We start from the raw sequence: 19,420 nt of genomic DNA, 5'->3' as shown, positions 1-19,420 counted from the left end.
GCCGGCGCGCGCCGACCCGCCCCGCCGCCGCCGTCCCGCCGCATGCTCGAGAACCTGCCGCTCTTTCCCCCGAACGGGCTCGATCGGAGCCTCCACACCGCGGTCCTGATCGGCCTCGTCTTCGGGACGTTCTTCACCGAGACGCTCGGCTGGACGTACGCGGGGCTCGTCGTGCCCGGCTACCTCGCGACGGTGTTCTTCGCGGCCCCGGTCACCGCGGTGTTCATCGTCGCGGAGTCGATCGTGACGTACCTGTTCGTCGCGCTGATCGGCCGCTGGATCACCCGGACGGGCGCGTGGTCCACGGCGTTCGGGCGCGAGCGCTTCTACCTGTTCATCGTCGGCGCGGTGATCGTGCGGCTCTTCGTCGAGGGCTTCGTCGTGCCCGAGGTCTCGGCGCGCTACGACTTCGTGCACTCGCGGGAGCTCTACAGCATCGGGCTCGTGCTGGTGCCGCTCATCGCGAACGCCTTCTGGAACAGCGGCCTCCTGCGCGCGGCGCCGCGGCTCGCGCTCGTCACGGCGCTGACGGCGCTCGTGCTCGGCGTGCTGCTCCGGACGACGAACCTCTCGGTCTCGCGCTTCCAGGTGCTCAACGAGAGCCTGTCGCTCGAGTTCCTCGAGCTGCCGAAGGCCCACATCATCCTGGTCATCGGCGCGCTGCTCGGCGCGCGCAACAACGTCCGCTACGGGTGGGACTACAACGGCATCCTCGTGCCCGGCCTGCTCGCCGTGGCGTGGTACGAGCCGACGAAGCTGCTCACGACGACGATCGAGGCGCTCGTCGTCTTCTACCTCTCGCGCTGGATCACCTCGGTCCGCCCGTTCTCGCGGATGCTGCTCGTGGGGCCGCGGCGGATGATCTTCGTGTACGTGCTCGGCTTCGTCCTGAAGATGGCGATCGGCTTCGCCATGGTGCGGTACGCGCCGGGGCTGCAGATGGTCGACTACTTCGGCTTCGGTTACCTGCTCCCGAGCCTGCTCGCCGTGAAGATGTGGAACAAGGAGCACGTCGGCATCGTGATCATGCCGACGATCCAGGTGTCGCTCACCGCGTTCCTCGTCGGCAACGGCGTCGGCTACGCGCTCGTGGCGCTCGGCTGGGGCGGCGCGCCGCCGCCGCCCGCGGCCGCGGCGAGGCCGCTGCCGCGCATCGAGAGCGCCGCGCTGTCGCTCGTGCTGGCGGACACGGCGCCCCGGCCCGGCCCGCGCCCGAGGGCGGCCGCGATCGCCGCCGACATCGAGTCGCGGCGGATCGCCCACCGGCTCGCGCGCGGCGTGCTGCGCGACGGGCGGCCGGCGGACGAGCTGCTCGGCGCGGCGGAGCGCGCGCGGGTGTCGGTGGCGCGGGAGGGCGACGGCGAGCGGCCGTGGTACGTGCTGAGCCCGCGGTTCGACGATCCGGACGACACGCCGAGCGCGCCGCGGGCGGCGATCCGCAAGCGCGTCGGCCGGAGCCCGACGTCCGCGCCCGAGTGGCTGGTGCTGGCCGCGCCCACAGAGCTCGGCTCGGCGCTGCCGGCGGTGGCGCTCCGGGTCGCGGAGCTGCTCGACGCGGCGGGGGTCGTGCTGCTGTCGCGCCACGGGGCGATCCGGCGCCACGACGAGGCGTTCGTGGCCGCCATGATCGACGCCCTGGAGAACCCCCAGGTGCTCCTCGTCGAGCCGGGCGGCGGCGACGGGCCGGAGCTCAGCGTGGTCGGCTCGCCGGCGGGGCTGCCCGTCGTGTCGATCGGCCTGGGGCTCGGCGCCGAGACGGCGATGACGTTCCGCCCGGCGGCGGAGCCGTCCACGCCCCTCGGCGACGCGCCGCGCTTGCACGTGCCACGCGAGGTCGCCGAGGCGGTCGGCGCGCGCTCGCTCGGCGCGCCGGAGGCCGTGCGCTGGACCGGGACGCTGGAGGAGGAGCTCGCGAAGCGGATGGTGTCCTTGACGGAGGTCCAGCCGGGCCGCTTCCGCCCGCCGTCGCTCGAGGAGCTCAGGCTGTTCGACGCCGTGGTGGCGCCGCGGCTGATCGCGGCGGCGACGCGCCCCGACGGCGCGTCCGGCGCGGCGCCGCCGACCGCGTGGGAGCGGGCGATCCTCGGGCGCCTCGGCTTCCGCGAGGTGCGCATCGGCGGCACCGACGCGGCGCCGGCGGCGTGGGGCATCGCGGAGCCCGGGCCGGCCGAGGGCGGCCCGGAGCGGCGCGGGAACCCGGCGTGGCTCGTGCTGGCGCATGCGTCGGCGTCGCCGCCGGCGGCGTCGACGAGCGCCATCTTGCCCGCGGCGCCCTCGACGGAGGCGGTGAGGTCGCCGCTGACGGGCGCGATGCTCGTCGAGGTGCCCGCGCCGCGGTGGCAGATCGGGGCGTTCGGCGCGGGGCTCGCGCTCGCCGACGCGCTCTCGGCGCAGTCGCTGCTGCTCGCCGGGGCGGTGCCCACGGCGGAGCCGAGCGGGGCCGCCGACGTGCGGCGCGCCGAGGGGCTGCGCAGCTACTTCCAGCGGGCGCACGAGGTCTGGGTCGGGGACGGCGGCAACGCGCTGTCGGTGCAGGCGATCGAGGCGGATCGGACGTACGAGCGGGATGCGGTGATCTCGTTCGGGTACGAGGTCGTGCGGCCGGGGCACGTGCCGACGTTCGCGGGGCCGCTGCTGGAGACGCTGCGCGATCTCGAGCTGCGCGTGGGGATCTTCGACGGCTCGCGCGAGCAGGTGCCGTTCAGCGGCGCGACGGACATGGCGATGGCGTACGCGAAGCGGTTCGCCGAGGGGCGGTTCGCGATCGTGTACCTGGGCAGCGCGATCCGGCGCTTCTTCGAGCTCCGGCGCTTCGTGGAGCCGGGGCAGGGGGAGACGCGCCTCGAGGCGCGGCTCGCGCGGCTCGGCGTGACGCCCGAGCCGATCGACGTGGCCGCGCGGGCTCAGGCGCTCGCGTCGTGCGCGGGGAGCGCCGGCGCAGGCGCGAGCGGGGACGAGCTCTGCCCGACCCGGGCGGTGACCGCAGCGTGTGATCTCTCCGCTGCGATAGAGCCCTTCCGGCGCTACACGACCGAGCGGAACCCGTATTACCTGAGGGCGCACTTCGCGACGCAGGCGGCGCCGACGGCCGGGCCGGCGAAGGCGGACGCGACGCGGGCAGCGGTGGCGGACGCGCCGCGGGCCGGGTCGGACGCGTCGCGGGCAGCGGTGGCGCCTCGGGCAGGGCTGGCGGCCGCGGCGCGCGCCGCGGCGGCGGCCGCGCTGCGTGGGAGCGCGCCGGCCGCGCCGCGGCGCGAGGCGCAATGCCATGTCGAGATCGGGCGCGACGTGATCACGGGGCGCCCGTGGGTCATCGCGGCGCGGCCGGGGGAGGCGCAGCTGCTGCCGATCGACGGCGCGCTCGTCGCGGTGCCGGGCGCGGCCGTGCCCGGCGGTTCGCGGCTGCGGCGCGCGGTCACCGTGGGCACGAGCGCGCTCCGGGTCGATGCGGCCGTGCCCGGGGCGGCGCCGCAGCGGGGGGCCCCGTGACCGCCCCGGCGAAGCGCCGCGCGCCGGCGGGCCACGAGGCGCCCGCGCCGCCGCGCTCCCACGCGGCGCGGCCGCCGTCGCGGGCGCGCCTGGCGACGGCGGGGTTCCGCGCCCGTGACGGCGCGCCGCGCAGGGCGCTGAACCCGCGGTGGCTGATCGCGATGGCGCTGCTCGGGGTGACGGCGTTCGCGCTCTCCCAGCTGTCGAGCGCGCCGCCGCTGGGCAGCGCGCTGCCGGCCGAGGACGAGATCCTCGCCTACCACATCGAGCCGGAGCGGGACCTCGTGATCAAGGTCCCGGCCGAGATCGACGCGGTGGAGGTGACGACCTGGGGGAGCGTGAGGGCCGACGCCTGCGACTCGGCGCGGCGCTACCCGTACGGGTTCGTCGCGGCGTTCGTGAACGAGCGCGGGGAGGAGGTCGCGCGGCACGCGATCGATCTGGAGAGCCGGGTCAGCTGCGATCCGGATCGTCCGCTCGGCGAGGGCGAGTACGCGGCGCGGCTGGCGAGCGGCGGGGGCGCGGTGACGGATCCGCGCTCGACGCTGCTCATCACGCACGACGTGCTCCCGCAGGGCGGGCAGGTGCGGCTCCGGGCGAAGCCCGCGGTGGGGAGCGACGGCGGCGACGGCGCGCGCGCGCCGAGCGAGCTGACGATCCTGTCCCGACTCGAGGGGCGCTACCAGCGCAGCGAGGCGTCGCGCGCGGTCTACGAGCAGAGCCTCGACGCGGAGGAGCGGCGGCAGCTCGGGCTCCGGGCGTCGGCGCTCGGCTTCGCCGACCTGCCGGAGCCGGCGCGGAAGGAGCTGCTCCGGGGCTGGGCGCGGCGGCTCGAGGCGGGGGGCCGCGAGGGGATCGACTACGAGATGTCGCGCCTGCTCTTGCGGCGGTTCCGGATGCCGTACCCGCGCGCCGAGGGGCGCGGCGCGTCCGAGTTCGTGATCGGCGAGCGCCGCGCGGCCGCGCTGAACTTCCGGGGCCCGCTGTCGCTCGACATCGAGGGCCCGCCGGGCCGCACGGTGCGGGTCGCCGACGGCGCGAGCGGGTCCGCGAGCGTCGAGCTCGGCCCGCTCGGGAGGGCCACGGTGCGGCTCCTGCGGGAGGACATCCGGACGGTGGTGATCGACGGCGTCGGCCCGGATTTCGGCGTGCGGTTCGGCGCGCCGGAGGCGCAGGCGATGCAGCAGATCGGCGAGATCGTCCACCCGGCGATGCCCTCGCCCGCGGGCGAGGGCGGCCCCGGCGCCGCGCCGGGGGCGCTCCCGCCGGGGGCCGCCGCGGAGCCGTCCGCTCCCGTCGCGGCGCCGGCGGAGGCGGCTCCGGCGCGGCTGCAGACGCCGCCGGACGTGCGGATCGTGCGCTACCTGGCGCTGGATCCGAGCGACCCGGTGATCGCGCGGATGGCGCCCGGTCAAGAGCTCCTCGGGCTGCTGATCCGGACCGAGATCGACGCGAGCGGGGGCGCGAACCAGGGCGACGCGACGGTGGTGGCGCGGTGGGGTCCTGGGCCGTCGGAGCGGGCCGAGCTCAAGGTGACGCTCCCGCGATCGCGGTTCGAGTGGTGGAACGAGGGGTTCGACGCGTCCGAGCCGCGGCTCGCGATCCTCCGGCCGCCGGCGGGGGTGGAGCGGATCGAGATCACGGGCGACGCGAGGACGCGCCTGCGGCTGCGCGCGATCGAGCCGGGCGTGAACGAGACGCTGTACCGGCTGCCGTACCGGGTCACGCTGGCCGAGGACGAGACGTGGCGCTACGCGCCGTTCGACGTGAGCACGTGGACGGACGTCCGCGCGTTCAACCTCGACGATCTGGAGCGGAAGGAGCGCTTCTCGGATCTGCGCGAGCAGGTGCGGATCGAGCGGGCGGGGGAGGGCGGGAGGTCGAACGCGGATCGGCCGGAGCGGGTGCTCGTCCCGGAGCACGCGCCGGTGCGCCGGCGGCTGCTGATGCCGGCGTGGCAGTCGGCGGGGGAGCCGTCGCCGGGCGACGCGTGGACGCCGCTGCTCGTGGCGAAGGACGTGCGGGTGGACGGGGCGGGGGCGCGGGCCGGGCGGCTGTCGGTGATCTACCGGGCCGCGCGCGCGTCGCTCGGCAAGGAGGTGGCGGTGCGCGTCGACGGCGAGGTGGCGCTGAAGGAGCCGATCGTCGCGCTGTCGGGGTCGCTGCGGGTGGCGGCGCCGGCGGGCGCGCGGCGGGTCGAGGTCGAGGGGCTGGGCGAGACGGGGGTGGCGTACACGGACGCGCCGCCGGCGAACGGCGGGGCGATCGTGCGCCGGCGCGACGTGTTCGAGCTGACGCGCGGCCGGCCGATGACGTACGAGTTCGAGCAGGAGGCGGGCGAGACGCTGCACCTGGTGCTGTTCGTGGTGACGCCCGGGGAGAACGCGGACTACCGGATCCGGTACCGGCTCGAGGGGGCGAAGCCGGCGTCGCGGGAGGCGGCGTTCTTCCGGCGGGTGACGATCCCGGACGGCGTGCTGGCGGGCCGCGGCGGCGACCTGACGCGCGCGACGCTGTGGGAGGCGGCGACGGAGAAGCGCGGCACGGACGGGGTGGGGCGCGCGGTGATCCGGCTGGGCGACGATCTGGAGCCCGGGGAGCGGGCGGTGCGGCTGTCGCTGCTGGGGGCGCAGCCGGGCGACACGGGGGAGCCGGCGAAGGCGGTCTGGGTCGGGGCGGTGCTGGTCGGGCAGAAGGCGCCGGGGCGGGACGACGGGCCGAGGCTGTGGGTGGAGGACGATCCGTGAGGAGGAAGGCGATCGAGCCAGCCCGATGAGCACTTCCTCCCCCGAGTTATTCGAGCGCCCGACGAACCTGATCGCGCCGTCGCTGATTGTCCTCGTCGTCAGGTAACAGGAGCGAGAAGCTTTCACTGTCGATCACGAGGAGTATCCCGTGGTGCCGGAGGAAATCTCGGCCGAGCAACAGATCTTCATAGCCTGACATTTCTCGGAGCTCCGGCCGCTCGGCCCCACCGACCTGCCATGCGAGCTGGGGGGAGGGTGGGAGCTCGAGCACGCAGCCGCCGATGCTCATCGAGACCTTCTCGCGAATCCAGCCCCCAGGTCCGATGAGCGGCAAGCGGAGCGTTTCGCGAGGCAACGCAGTCCTCCAGCACGCTTCGAGCCAGCGATGGCTCAGCAGCGTGCAGTCCGCTCCAGAGTCGATGAAGACATCAGCCTCGAGCAGCGTGCCCCCGAGCCACCGCTCGAACTGGATCTTGACCGGGACGACCAGACCCAGCTCATGTTCCTGAGGCTGGCCCTGGTGCTCCGTAAAGAACCGAGAGACGCCGAACGGCTGCCGCTGGACGATCACCATGCTCAGGCGCCGCGCAGCGAGCGACCACGGACTACCGGATCGCGTTCGGGTAGCCGAACCCCAGGCTCGATGAAGACTGGCGTGCCGTCGGGGACCTCCTTGAACGCCGACTCATAGCAGTGGATCGCCTCCTCCCGATCGGTGGAATGAAAGAACACTCGCGTCCCGATCATGACGACGAACTCGCCAGGGAACTTGCTCGCTTCCTCATACTGGCGCCGGATCAAGCGCCGCCGTGCATGTGACGGCGAGTCATTGACATGAGTTGACGACCGCTGGGCCGCCTCTATGCCCTCTTCAGCCGTATCGTCAGGGTCGCGTTCCAGGTTCCATAGCGGTGGGCTGATGAAGCTCGACAGGTTGGGCGCGGCTCTGGCCAGCAGATCCAGGGATCTCGGCGAGAGGACAAGGACGGTGGACCCTTCGCGCGAGAGGCGGCTCCTCAACAGATCGAGGCGCTTCCACTCGTCACCCGAGAACGCCTCCAGCCCGGAGACGACGAACAGCGCGCCTCCGCCCGCGCGCAGGCGCCTCGCGAGCGCGGACGCCTCCGGGGGAGCCTCCAGATGCTGCCCCCTGGAACGGTGAGCGATGCGCCGCGCTAGGGACAGCGTATCTCCCTCGGAGACGACGACCGCGCGGATTCCGCCAGGAGCGAGCTCCGCGTCGTTCCTGCGGCACAGCTCGTCAAGGCGAATCGACGGGAGCCCAACAGCGCTCATGCCGCCCCCTGGCGATTGGCCATCTGTTCGAGGAGAGGTTCCAGTGTGGGCTGAACGACGAACCGCGAGCTCCCGTTCCGATACTCCAGCACGCGGCGGGTCATGAGGAGCACCATGTCGTCGTCCGACGTCGGGACGAAGGTCCCCGTCTGCCGTACGCGCTGCAGGATCTCGATCTCGGCGGGCTTGAGCCCGAAGATCAGCTGACGCCCGAAGGCGTCGGCGATCACGTCGATGTGCTCTTCCTCGACACGATCCGCGCCGCGCATATACGCCTCCTCTCCCGCCGAACGCGCCAGAGAAATGAGATCGCGGAGTACGCCGCCGGAGCGCTCGGCGAGCTTTCGACACACGGGTTCGGGGAGCAACTCCGATGGCGCTCGCTTTTGAAGGACGTCGACCAGGAAGGCGCGCCCTTGCTCGTCCTGCTGAACATCGACCGCGTGCTGCGGGTAGAAGTGCTGAAAGTAGTCGGTGACCGTGCGGTGCGGACCGAACATGGATCGGAGCGGCCCCACGAGGACGAGACCGATGCCGGCCTTCTGGATCGCGCGGACGTCCTGCTCGACCACGGTCGCGAACGCCGCCGGATCCGGCAGCCGGTCGAGTGAGTCGAACAGGAGCACGAGGTACGGGAAGCGCCTGCGCAGGCCGCTGCGGATCTGGGCGAGCCGCTGAGCCTTGTCCGCCACAGACGAATCGAGCGGCTTCTCCGGCGAGGACAGGAGCGGCTTCTCTTCAATGATGTCGTGGTAGCCGCCCTCCGGCTCATCATCGGGCTCACTATGCTCATAGGGCTCTCCGGGTTCGTCGAAGGGGATCCATACGTGACGATCATGACCGTAGGCCCAGCGCCGGAACTGCTCGCCGGCCTCGAGCGCCACCTTGTCATCCCCGGGTTCCAGGTGCCGGCGGGCGGCAAGCCCGGCCGCGATGATCAGCGTTCCAGGTACCATGCTCTGGAGATCATGGATGAGGCTCAGGTCGATGTACTCGGCGCGTGTATCCGCGAGTTGATTCAAGCGGTCGCACGCGACCAGGAGCTGCGTGGTCTTGCCCGAGCCGATGCCGCCGACAATCAGGTGCGACGAGGTGGGGTCGATCTCCAGCCGCGCAGCGACCTCGTCGGCCGTGGACCGCCCCGGTCGCGGTATGTAGAGGCCGTCGCGGACCGCGCCGCGCGGATCTCCGGCGGGGTTGAACCGCGCCATGTACTCACGGAATTTTTCGAGCCGCGTGGTCACCTGGGGAGTATGGCAGCTTGCTCCCGAGCACGTCCACATGCGTGGCGCGTGAGCCCGCGAGGGGCACGGACGCGGACGTGCTCCCCTGTACGCTGCCTTGACGCATGCCACGGCCGCACCACCGCCTGCAAGCACGCCGATGGAGACCAGCGCCAACCCCGCCGCCGCGTTCGACCGTGACGATCTCCTGACGCGCTTCCCATCCGCGCCGACCGGCCGAGGTGGTCGCTGCTGGGGCCGATACGGGTGAGCCGGCGAAGGCGGTCTGGGTGGGGGCGGTGCTGGTCGGGCAAAGGCGCCGGGGAGGGACGACGGGCCGCGGCGGTGAGTAGAGGACGATCCATGATGTGGAGCCGGGGTGGAGCGCCGGATCGGTTGGGAGGGCAGAGCGTCGTCGAAGCGCCTCGTACATGGCGCGCCGCTGAACTCTGCTCCTCGTGAGCGCTTATGTCGCGGATCGACTCGATGGGTCGCTGTCATCTTCACGAGCGGCTTGCCGCGCTGCGCGCCGCACAGCCACGTGGGAGCTGCGTCGAGCGGTGCGGATGGCATGGGAAGGGGCTCTCCTCGTCAAGCCGAACCATGCGCTCGCTCATTGACGGGTTGGTCGTGCGCCTTTTTTTGTTGTAGGGTCTCCCCGCGCGCCCACGCGGTGCGCTGCAGCGGAACGATCACACATGGCGGAAACGACGACGAGCCCGCTCGGGAAATGCCTTGTTGCGGTGGCGCTCCTTCGCCGCCCGGAGACCCATCGTGGTGCCAGCCGCGCGCGAGGCGCGCGCGCCTTCGCCGGCCTCGCGTCTGCGGCCGCGGTCGCGCTCGGCGGCGCGGCGGCGCACGCGCAGGGGCCGGCGCGCGACCCGGTGGCCGCGGAGGCGCTCTTCAAGGCCGCGCGCGCGCTCGTCGACAAGGGGGACGACGCGGCGGGGTGCCCGAAGTTCGAGGCGAGCCTCGCGCTCAACCCCTCGGCGAGCACCCAGATCAACATCGCGCGTTGCCGCGAGCGCGAGGGCAAGCTCGCGACGGCCTGGCACGATTACCACCGGGCCCTCGTCCTGAACCGCGAGACGGCCGGGGAGCAGCGGCGGCGAAGCCTGGAGGAGGTCGCGAACAAGGGGATCGCGGCCCTCGAGCCGCGCGTGCCGAAGCTCGTCATCGTCGTCAAGGGCGCGCCCGCCGGCATGGAGGTGCTGCGCGACGGCACGGCGCTCCCGGCGGCCGCGCTCGGAGAGCCCCTGCCGGTCGATCCTGGCCCGCACGAGATCCGCGCGAGCGCCCCCGGGCACCAGGCAGAGACCCGCTCGATCACGCTCGCGGAGGGCGAGACGACGACGGTCGAGCTCACGCTGCGACCCGCGGCCGCGGCCGCGGTCAGCGCCGCGACGCCGCCCACCAAGGCGGACGAAGCGCGAGGCGGGGGCACCCCGACCTGGGCCTGGATCTCCGGAGCCGCCGGGATCGCCCTTGCCGGCGCGTCGGTCGGGTTCCTGATCGACGACCTCTCCGCGATCAGCGCATTGCGCGAGAACTGCCGCGATGTCGCCGGCGGGACGTACTGCGACCCCGGCTATGACTTCGCGGCCGACAATGCGCGCAAGAACCGCGATTTCGGCCTCTTCGTCGGCCTGGGCGCCGCGGGGCTCGTCGCGGTGGGGGTGGCGGCCTATGGGATCGTCCGGTCGGGCGGCGAAGAGGCGCCGGCGGCCGTCGCGCTCCCGTGGATCGCGCCGTCCGGCGCTGGCGCCAGCATCTCCGGGAGCTTCTGATGCGAACGGGCGAGACAAGACGCGTGGTGTTCTTCAGGGCTCTCTCCGCGATGGCGATCCCGCTGGTCGCGGCGGGCGCGTGCATCCCTGACGTGGAGCCCACGGAGGGCGTGGTGGTGGGCGGCCAGTTCAACCGCCTGAACGACGCGCGTTATCCGGCCACGGTCGCCGATTTCCAGCTCGATCGCTTCGAGGCGACGGTGGGCCGGTTCCGGCAGTTCGTCGCGGGGTACCCGGCGACAAAGCCGAAGGCGGGGGCGGGCGCTCATCCGCTCATCGAGGGCAGCGGCTGGGACGCGGCGTGGGACGCGAGCTTGCCCGCGGGGCAGGACGAATTGCGGGCCTCGCTGCAATGCGACGCCAACTTCCGGACGTGGACCGATGAGCCCGCCGGTAACGAGGCGGCGCCGATCAACTGCGCGAGCTGGTATCTCGCGTTCGCGTTCTGCGCATGGGACGAGGGCCGGCTGCCCACGGAGGCGGAGTGGAACTACGCCGCGGTCGGGGGGAACGAGCAGCGCGCCTATCCGTGGGGAGACGAGGCCCCGAGCCAGGATCTGGCGGTGTTCGGCTGCGACTCCACGATGACGGTGTGCCCGATCCCGTCGGTCGGGTCGAAATCCCCTGCGGGCGACGGGAAATGGGGACACGGCGACCTGGCGGGCAGCTTGTTCGAGTGGGTCCTCGATTACCACGCCGATCTGACGGCGACGTGCATCAACTGCGCGACACTGACCGACGGAGGCTTCGGAAGGGGCTCCCGCGGAGGGGCGTTCTCGCACACGGAGGAGACGCTCAGCCCGACGTACCGTATCGGCGAGCTGCCGGAGAGGACGCTGTCTTTCTACGGGTTCCGCTGCGCGCGGGGCGAGTAGGGGGCAGACCGCGTCCTGGCGCGGCCGTGCTCCTCGACATGTCAACCAGTCGGGTTGCCTCGCGCTGTGCGGTGCGCACGAGGGCGGCGAGCGGTAGCGGAGGACACCTCGATGGAGGTGTCATAGGCGGTGCTGCTCGAGGTGTACCTTGAACATGAGCGAGAATGGAAAGTCGGGCTGGCAGAAGCTCCGCAGCACTGCCTTCTCGTTTTCGTTCATGTCTTTCCGGCCGTCAGCGATCTGGGCATCCTTGATGCGGACGAGCGCTTCGTTGAAGAGTTGAAGCTGCTTCAGCCGTTTGTGGTCCAGATCCTTCCGGTCGAGCTTGTACTTCTTGATGGTCGCGAGTCCTTGGGCCGAGCCTTCTCGAGCTCGAATGAGCTCCTTCTCGAACATCAGGTGAGCGGAAGGCTGAGCATCCGGGGCGCAAGGGTCCACGCAGCAGGTCGCCGGGATGGCCCTGTGAGGCTGCTTTCGATGATTGCACTCCCAGCAGGACAGGTAAAGGTTCTCCCATGTGAACGCGCGCGTCGGATCCTCAGCGACATCAATGTAGTGGTCGACCTCGCGTTGCGTCTGTTTCGTGCTCTGTTCGCAGTAGAAGCATTTGTGATGGCTCATTGCCTCCAACGTGGAGACGATGTCCGGATGCGCATACTGCTTGGAGCTGGGTCGCTTCTGTGGGTCCCTCGCGCGTTCCTCCAGGAATGCGGTCCGCCAGCGCTCTTCATTCCGCGAGAGCACATCAGGCGCTGGCAGCCGCTTGATCGGGATCATTTCCCGTCTCCATGTAGCGTCTTCAGCCGCTCTTCGATATCGATGTACGAGAAGTACTCGGGGTTCTTGTCCTTGAGCTGCTTCTCGATCTCCTTCCGCCGGACGGAGTCCCCCGCCTCGAAGGCGGCCTTCCTTTCCTCCATCAGGCGCGAGATCTCCTCGCCAAACGGGTGCGTGCCATCGAACGCGGGGGAGAGCAGGATCTCCTCCACCGGCTTGTTCGCGTAGACGTCTGTGGCGTCATCGACCACGCAGGTCTTCCGCTCCCGGTCGTAGCGACAGACGAACACCCGGGCGCCTGGAACCGAGCCGACAATGAAGGGAGAGTGCGTTGTGGCGATGATCTGAAGATTCGGGAAAATGCTGAGCACGTCGCCCAGAAAGCGCTTCTGCCAGCGGGGATGCAGGTGGTTCTCGGCCTCGTCGATGAGCAGCAGCCCAGGCGTCTGGCAGAGCTCGGAGGCTTCCTTCTCGCGCAGGACGTGCACGGCGTACATCTTGCCGAGCAATCCGATCATGTGCTGGATGAGGTACGCGTTGCCGCTGCTCAGGTTGGAGAGCGGCACGAGCTGGCCGCTCTGCCGCACCATCGGCATGAAGGCGCGACGGTCCACGTGGCTCAGCTCTCCGTCGAGCACGCTGAGCTCGACGATGCGGCGTATCGTTTCGTAGAGGACCTCACCGTCCCGGCGATCGCGAGGATCGTCGCTGCCGCGAAGGTAGTCGAAAGTGCAAATGAGCTCGGTTACCGCGGCGTTGCGCTGGATGCCTTTGAGAGCATCTTTCAGGAAGAGCTTGGGCTCCTGACGCGTGAGCTGACTGATCGTGTAAGCATCGGCGGGAAGTGAAGAGCGCCAGAAATCCACCACCCAATCGGGACACGGCTGCCCCGCTTCTACGGTGGTGGGAAGGCGCGCGACCTTCGTATTGTGCGGAAGAAAGTCGAATGCTCCTTGTGAATATTGCTTTTGGTTCGACAGGAATCGTTCCAGGTGTCCGTCGATGAACAGGGCTGCTTCTATCTGGAATGGTGTCCCGTTTCGCCAGAGTGCGCGCTCGAGGCGTCCGTAGTACTGGCCGAACAATCCCCGGATCGCATCAAGCAGAATCGTTTTTCCGGTCCCGTTCTCGCCGGTGATGATCGCCACCGGTACCGGGTCGTCGTGCGCCGACAGGAACTCTAGACGTGCCTCATCGAACGGACCGATGTTCTGGATGGACAGATCGAGCAGTCGCATGGGAGACCCATGTGCACCCTAGCACTCCTCCCGGCGCATCGGACAGCTCTAGCGGTCCGCCTCGCCGAGTACGACGCCGAAGAGCTCAGTGCATCGAGGCTGCTCGGCGGCCTGGCAGGCAGGTGTCCCGAGCGGTAACTCGATGGGGCAGGGCTCGCCGCCCTGCCGGAGCGCTGAAGCGCGAGCGGCGCTGCTCCCTGCCATAGGCTTCGGAGCGCCGCCCGCCAGCGGCAGCCACGGCGCACACCGCCCCGGCGAGAGCCGCGGCTCCCCCTCGCCGATCGCGTGCTTGCGCTCGAACCCGGAAATCGGGTAGCCCGGTAGGTCACGGCGCGGGGTGTAAGTGGGCATGGTGCAAGGGTAATCGCCGTGGATCTCGACGCCTTCCCCGGGGCCGCCGCCCGCCGCGCGCTGCTCGCCGCGGCGCTCGTGCTCGCCTTCGGCGTCGCCCAAGGCGTCCCGGGGGCACGCGAAGCCGCCGCCGCTGAGCCGCTCGTCTGGGTGGCGCCCGGCAGCGCCGGCGTCGTGCCGTGGAGCAACGGCCCGCAGCAGGGTGCCCCCGCTCCGGACGAGGCGCGCGCCGCGCCCGCCGCGGTCGACCCCACCGCGCCCGTCGCGCTCGCCGCGGGGCAGCTGCTCCTCGTGCCCGTGGAGCCAGGCGACCGGCTGGAGGTGCGCGGCGACGTCGTGGGGATCGGCCTCGGCTCCGGCGTCGGGAGCGTGCCCGATGTGATCACCTGGATGCCGCTGCCTCCCGCCAGGGCCGGCGCGCGCGACGTCGCAGTGCCGACGTGGTCGAGCGCGCGCTTCGTCGTCGTGCGTGCGGCCGCCGCGCGCGGCGCCGGGGGCACGCCGGTCGCCGTGCGGGTCGCCGCACGGGAGCGCGCGCCGCTGGCCTGGTACCGCCTCGACGAGGACGTCGCCGCATGGCTCGGCGGCCGCGCGCCCGCGCCGACCACCGCGCCGGGCGAGGCGGGCGCGCTGCTCCGCTGGGTCGACGCCGCGCGCGCGGCGCTCACCGCCCCGGCCGCGGCGGGCGCGCCCTCCGCGCGCCTCGACCCGGCCGCCGCGCGCCTCGCCCCGGCCGCGGCCGCATGGCTTACCGCGCGCTATCTCGAGGAGTCGCTGCTCCTCCGGCCGCTCGTCGAGCCGTACTTCGGGGCGCGCGGCGTCGAGCTGCGCGGAGGCCGCGAAGGCCCCGACCTCCCGGCCGTCGAGCGCGCCACGCCATGGCGCTCGCTCGGCGCCGGGGCGCGGCTCGAGCTCCGCGCGCCCGGCGCGGACGTGCTGCGCATCGCGCTCCGGGCGCGCACCTACGGGACCACGCGCGTCGTGGTGCGCGCCGGCGGCGCCGTCGTCCGGGAGCTCGTCGTTCGCACCGGGTCGCGCCTCGCGGACGCCGCGCGCTGGAGCGAGCCGCGGTGGATCCGGGTGCCGCTGCCGGTCGATGCGCGCGCGGCGACCGTCGACGTCGTCGAGGGGGAGCTCGCCGTCGCTGCCAGCGGCTACCAGCAACGCACCAGCGTCGCCGAGCTCCTCGCGCCGCAGCGCGACCGCGCCGGCCTGCTCGGTCGCGCGGCGCGACGCGATCAGGCCGGCGACGGCGATCGCGCGCCGGTCCACGCCGAGGCGCCGCGGCTCCTCGCCGCCGCAGACCGGGCCGCCGCGCCGGACGCCGCGAAGGCCGCGCTCGACCTCGCCGCGCGGCCGGCCGTGCCGCCGCCGCTCCGGGCGCTCCTCCTCGCCGAGTCGGTGCGGTGGGCGCCCTCCTCCGGCGCGGCGTTCGCGCGCGCGGCGCAAGCCTACACGGCGGCGCAGGCGCTGGTCGCGGCGCGAGGTGATGCGGCGGCGCAGGGCCGCGCGGCGGCGGGCGCCACGTCGCTCCAGCGCGCCATCCTCGCGCGGCTCGCCGCGGCGCACGCGGAGCCGGGCGCCGCGGACGCGCCCTGGTCCTGGCCTGCTGGACCCGTGCCCGCTCAGCCCGGGGCCGCGGCGCCGCGCGAGCCCGCCGGAGGCCGCGCGCACCCGGACGACGTCGCGGCCGTGTCCGCGCTGGGCGCGGCGATGTCGCCGCCGCGCGATGGCCGCCGGCCAGCGGGGGCGCCGCTCGCGGAGCGTTACGCGCTCGGCCATGGCGACGTCGAGAGCGCGGCGCCGCTCGCGCGCACCGCCTGGGCGCGCGAGGCCCCGTGGGACGCGCTCGACATCCCCGACGGCGTGGCCGCGTGGAGCGCGATCGCGCCGCCTCGCGACGTGCTGCCGCCGGCCGGAGGCGGCACACCGGGGCGCGCCGCCGCGGACGGCCTCTGCGAGGTGGACGCGGAGTCCGGGCTCCGCTGGACGCTCCTCGACGCCGCGCGCGCGCAGATCGACGTCGAAGCGCCGCCGGGGGCCCACGCGCGGGTGCTCCTGCGGAGCGCCTCGAGCCAGGTGGTCCCCGAGTCGCCGGTGCTCATCGACGGCGCGCCGGCCGCGGTGCACGGCGGCGCCGGGCTCACGTCGGTCGTCGCCGTGGCGCCCGGGGCGCGCACGTTCCAGCGGCCGGCGGGCGCTCCGCCGGTGCTCGCGCGCATCCCGCGCAGCGGGCGCGCGCCGTGCGCGTCCCTGCGCGAGATCGTGCAGTGGGCCTGGGTCGATGGCTCCGCGACCTTCGCGCTCCCCGACCCGGAGCGCGCCACGCTGGCCCGCGTCGTCCTCGCGCCGCCCGCCGTGGTGGGCGAGGCGGCGCTGGCGTCGGGAGCGCAAGGCGTCGCTGCGCCGGCGCCTGGAGCGCAGGGCGCGGCAGCGCCCGGGTCCGGAGCAGCGGCGCCGGCGCCCGGAGCGCGAGGCGCGCCGCCCCCGGCGGACGGCCCCGCGCGCGTGCTCCGCGTGCGCGCTGGCGCCGCCGTCCACGAGGCCTGGGTGCGCGCCGGCGCCACGGGCTCGATCGAGGTCCCGGTCCCCGCCGGCGCGCATGAGCTGCGCGTCGAGACCGATGCGCCGACGCTGCTCCGCGCCTCGGTGCGCCTGCACCCCGCCGCGCCCGGCGCCCCCCGCGCCGTCACGCCGGTGCGCCCGCCGGACGGCGCGCCCGTCGACGGCACGCTCGAGCAGATCCGCGGCGCCACACGCGCCCTCCGCGCCGCGCCCTCGCCTGCCCGCGCCGCGCTCCACGCGCAGCGCGCCGCGGCGCTCGACGCCCTCGGCTTCCCGGCGCTCGCCGCGCTCGACCGCCCCGCCGAGGAGGATCCCTGGGACGCGGCGCACCTGCCCGGCGCGTCGACCGCGGGCGCGCCGCCGAGCACCGTCTTCACCCTGCCGCCGGGCAGCCCGGTGGCGGTCCCGCTCGGCCTGCCCGCGCGCGTGCCGCCGCTCCCGCTGCCCGACGACCGCGCGCCCCTCGCGGCCGCGCGCGCCGCGCGCCTCAGCGTCGACCCGCGGCGCGGCGTCGCGCTGCTCGCGGGCCCTGCGGGCGACAGCTCGGGCGCGGACGCGCTGCTGCTCGGCCTCCTCGCCGAGCGCTCCGGCGAGGTGCAGCTCGCCGCCGACGCCTTCACCCGGATCGGGCTCGCCCACCGGTCCGCGGCAGCGCTCGCCCGGGCCGCGAACCTGGCCACCGACGTGGCTTCCGCCGCCCCGGCGCCCGATCGACGGCTCACGCTGCGCGCCCTCGTGCTCGCCGAGCTCGCCGTGCAGGAGGCCGCCCGCGAGGCCTCCGCCGGTCAGCAAGGCGCCGCGCCTTCAGCCTCGGGGAACGCCGCGCAGGGCCCCGCCGCCGCTCCTCCCGCCGGCGCCGCGCCGCCGCCTGTCCAGCTCCCGCCGGCCGCCCTCGCGCGGCTGGCCCCGGTGACCGGCTGGGCCGTGCCGCCGCGCGCCGACGCCACGGCCGGCACGGCCACGCTCGAGATCCGGGCCAGGGCCGATCGCGATCTGCCGCTCCGCGTGCGGGTGCGGCGCGCGCTCGTCGATGCGCCGGAGGCGTCGCTCCTCATCACCGACGGCGCGCGCGCCGAGTTCCGGCTCGACCGCGCCGCGCCGGGCGCGGTCGTGCTCGATGGCGTCTGCCGGGCGCTCGACCGCGAGGAGACCCCGTGCGCGTTCTCGATCGCGCTCGACGGCGAGCCGGTCGCGTGCTCCGCGGCGTCTGCGCCGATGGCCGACCGCTGCGTCGTGCAGGTGCCGCGGGGCAGCCACCGCATCGAGGCGCGGCCTCCGGCGGACCGGAGCGTCCTCGGCTGGATCCGCGCGACCGCGGCCGGCGCGGCGCAGCCCTTCTCGGGCCGCGTCCTGTCGACATGGAACGACATCGACCCCGCGCGCCCCCTGGAGCTCGCGTTCGTCGGCCCGACCGTCGTGCGCATCCGCGCCCGGGCCGCCTACGAGTGCGCGTCGCCCCGCGCGCGCGCCGCGCCCGCGGACGGCGGGGATCCGGCTTGCCGTCCCGAGGTCGCCGTGGCCGCGCCCTCCGGCCAGCTGCGCTTCTCGGTGGCGCCGCTCGACGGCGTCGGCGGCGAGTCCGGCGGCGGCGCGGTGGAGGAGGGGACCCTCGCGCTCGACGCCTCCGAGGACCGCGCCGCGCGCCGCCTCGGCGTCACGCGCGAGCCGTTCTTCTGGCTCGGCGGCGAGGTCGAGTCCCGCGTCGCCGTCCTCCCCGAGGGCGCGCATGTGCTGCGCGTCGCCTCGCCCGGCGGCCGGGCGCTGCTCCGCGTCGAGCTCGCCGTCGCGAACGGCGCGCCCCGCCCCCGCGTGCCGCCGCCCGCGCCGCCGCCGCTGCCCGCGCCGGTCGCGCCCGCGGACGAGCTGCTTCGTCCGGCGCCCCCGGTGGGAGAGGACCCGGATCCGGGGCCGCTCTCCGTCGGCGGCTACGCGCGCCTCGTCGACAGCGAGCTCGCCGAGGAGGACGCCCGTCTTCCGGTCCGCTTCCTCGAGCTGGGCCTCGACGTGCACCGCGAGCTGATCGAGCGGCGCGCCTGGATCGCGGCCGCGGGGTTCGGGCGCCTGCGCGACGGGCCGGAGAGCTTCGGCGCGGAGGCGCGCTTCGACCTGAGCTCGAGCGGCTGGGTTCCCGGCGGTTCGCTGAGCGGCCGCGTTGTGTTCCAGCCGGACGCCAGCGACGCCATGGGTGCCAGGGCGAGCGCGAGCGCGTTCTGGTCCATCCCGCTCGGCGAGCTCACGCTCTCGCCGTGGGCGGGCTTCACGTGGCTCATGGTGGACGAGTCGCTGAGGGGCTTCGTCGGCGCCGACAAGGACGTCTACACGCCCTACGGCGCCACGCACGACACGCAGGCCTCGCTCGGGGCGCGCCTGCGGTACCGGCCGTTCGTCGACGCGCTCGTCACGGCGGGCACGTCGCTGCGCCTGAGCCCGGTGCCGTCGGAGCTCGACCGCATCGACGCGACGCTCGACCTCGACCTGCTCCCCGGCCGGGGGCTGTGGCCATGGATCCAGCTCGGCTGGCTTGCGAGCTACCGGCCGGTGAACGAGACGCGCGACGAGGCCTTCCTGCGCGACGCGTTCACCGCGGGGCTCACGTTCTGGAGCTGGCTCGCGCGCGGGCACCGGGTCTCGCTCGGCGCGGAGGGGACGTTCCTGTTCGACCTCCCGAGCCCGGCCGAGGCCTCGCCGCGCGCCTCGCCGCGCGTCTCAGGGTTGGTCTTCCTCCGCTACGACTACACCGCCCGCCGCGGCCTCCGCGACTTCCCGCCGGCGTCGACGCCGTTCCGCGACCGGCAGGAGGAGGGGAGTGGGCGCATCATCGAGCGCGAGCGACCCGCCGTCGAGCCCTCGTGGGAAGAGCCGTGAAGCAGGTTGCCCTGCCGGCCCGGGCGCGCGCCCTCTCGCCGCAGCACGCGTGCGCCGCGTCCCCCGCGGATTGACCGGCTCGTAGCGCAGGCCGCCACAGGCGGCTGCAGTGATACCCAACGAGCCGCAGATCTGCGCGATCGTGCGACATCGACCAGATCGCAAGAACCATTGAACGTGAACAAGTCGAGCGGGAACGCACGAGCA

At 73.7% G+C, this 19,420-nt stretch carries 10 protein-coding genes; 5 read left to right on the top strand and 5 right to left on the bottom strand.

The features are described 5' to 3' along the window. Positions 1–42: 42 nt before the first annotated feature. Both WME97_RS40510 and WME97_RS40505 read left to right on the top strand, forming a co-directional pair. Positions 43–3,489 carry a poly-gamma-glutamate biosynthesis protein PgsC/CapC gene (locus WME97_RS40510; protein ID WP_437545747.1) on the top strand — a complete coding sequence of 1,149 codons (3,447 nt, stop codon included), beginning with the start codon at positions 43–45 and terminating at the stop codon, positions 3,487–3,489. Beyond that, complete coding sequence (locus WME97_RS40505) at positions 3,486–6,236, top strand: hypothetical protein (protein WP_437545745.1); 2,751 nt, start codon at positions 3,486–3,488, stop codon at positions 6,234–6,236. Before WME97_RS40510 ends, WME97_RS40505 begins: the two co-directional genes overlap by 4 nt. A gap of 46 nt (positions 6,237–6,282) precedes the next feature. Here the strand turns inward: WME97_RS40505 and WME97_RS40500 are convergent, their stop codons facing one another. From WME97_RS40500 to WME97_RS40490, 3 genes are read right to left on the bottom strand one after another with little or no spacing between them, the layout of a single operon-like run. Next, positions 6,283–6,810: a hypothetical protein gene (locus tag WME97_RS40500; protein WP_437545744.1), complete on the bottom strand. Its 528-nt coding sequence runs from the start codon at positions 6,808–6,810 to the stop codon at positions 6,283–6,285. Between the two features lie 2 nt (positions 6,811–6,812). Beyond that, positions 6,813–7,532: a hypothetical protein gene (locus WME97_RS40495; protein ID WP_437545742.1), complete on the bottom strand. Its 720-nt coding sequence runs from the start codon at positions 7,530–7,532 to the stop codon at positions 6,813–6,815. Continuing rightward, the gene (locus WME97_RS40490) at positions 7,529–8,776 is read right to left on the bottom strand and encodes a hypothetical protein (protein WP_437545740.1); all 1,248 of its coding nucleotides are present in this window, start codon (positions 8,774–8,776) and stop codon (positions 7,529–7,531) included. The genes WME97_RS40495 and WME97_RS40490 overlap by 4 nt, the downstream gene beginning before the upstream one ends. 677 nt (positions 8,777–9,453) lie before the next feature. On the opposite strand from WME97_RS40490, the gene WME97_RS40485 reads away from it, so the two are divergent. Both WME97_RS40485 and WME97_RS40480 read left to right on the top strand, forming a co-directional pair. Then, positions 9,454–10,542, top strand: a complete 1,089-nt coding sequence (locus WME97_RS40485; RefSeq protein ID WP_437545738.1) for a PEGA domain-containing protein — start codon at positions 9,454–9,456, stop codon at positions 10,540–10,542. A 26-nt stretch (positions 10,543–10,568) separates the two neighbouring features. Next, a complete protein-coding gene (locus tag WME97_RS40480) occupies positions 10,569–11,417 on the top strand; it encodes a formylglycine-generating enzyme family protein (RefSeq protein ID WP_437545737.1) in 849 nt (282 codons plus the stop codon). 120 nt (positions 11,418–11,537) lie between these two features. Here WME97_RS40480 and WME97_RS40475 read toward each other — a convergent pair whose 3' ends face one another. Together WME97_RS40475 and WME97_RS40470 are read right to left on the bottom strand one after the other, a co-directional pair. Continuing rightward, the gene (locus WME97_RS40475; protein ID WP_437545735.1) at positions 11,538–12,194 is read right to left on the bottom strand and encodes an HNH endonuclease; all 657 of its coding nucleotides are present in this window, start codon (positions 12,192–12,194) and stop codon (positions 11,538–11,540) included. Continuing rightward, positions 12,191–13,432, bottom strand: coding sequence for an AAA family ATPase (locus WME97_RS40470; protein ID WP_437545733.1), 1,242 nt, complete (start codon positions 13,430–13,432; stop codon positions 12,191–12,193). Before WME97_RS40470 ends, WME97_RS40475 begins: the two co-directional genes overlap by 4 nt. Positions 13,433–13,801: 369 nt before the next feature. Here WME97_RS40470 and WME97_RS40465 point away from each other — a divergent pair, with 369 nt between their 5' ends. Further along, positions 13,802–19,213, top strand: coding sequence for a hypothetical protein (locus WME97_RS40465; protein ID WP_437545731.1), 5,412 nt, complete (start codon positions 13,802–13,804; stop codon positions 19,211–19,213). Positions 19,214–19,420: the final 207 nt, after the last annotated feature.

The sequence above is a fragment of the Sorangium sp. So ce367 genome (assembly GCF_051520455.1).
In the GTDB taxonomy this organism is placed as follows: domain Bacteria; phylum Myxococcota_A; class Polyangia; order Polyangiales; family Polyangiaceae; genus Sorangium; species Sorangium cellulosum_B.
The sequence above is the reverse complement of the archived record's forward strand: the minus strand, read 5'-3'. Positions and strand labels throughout refer to the sequence as shown.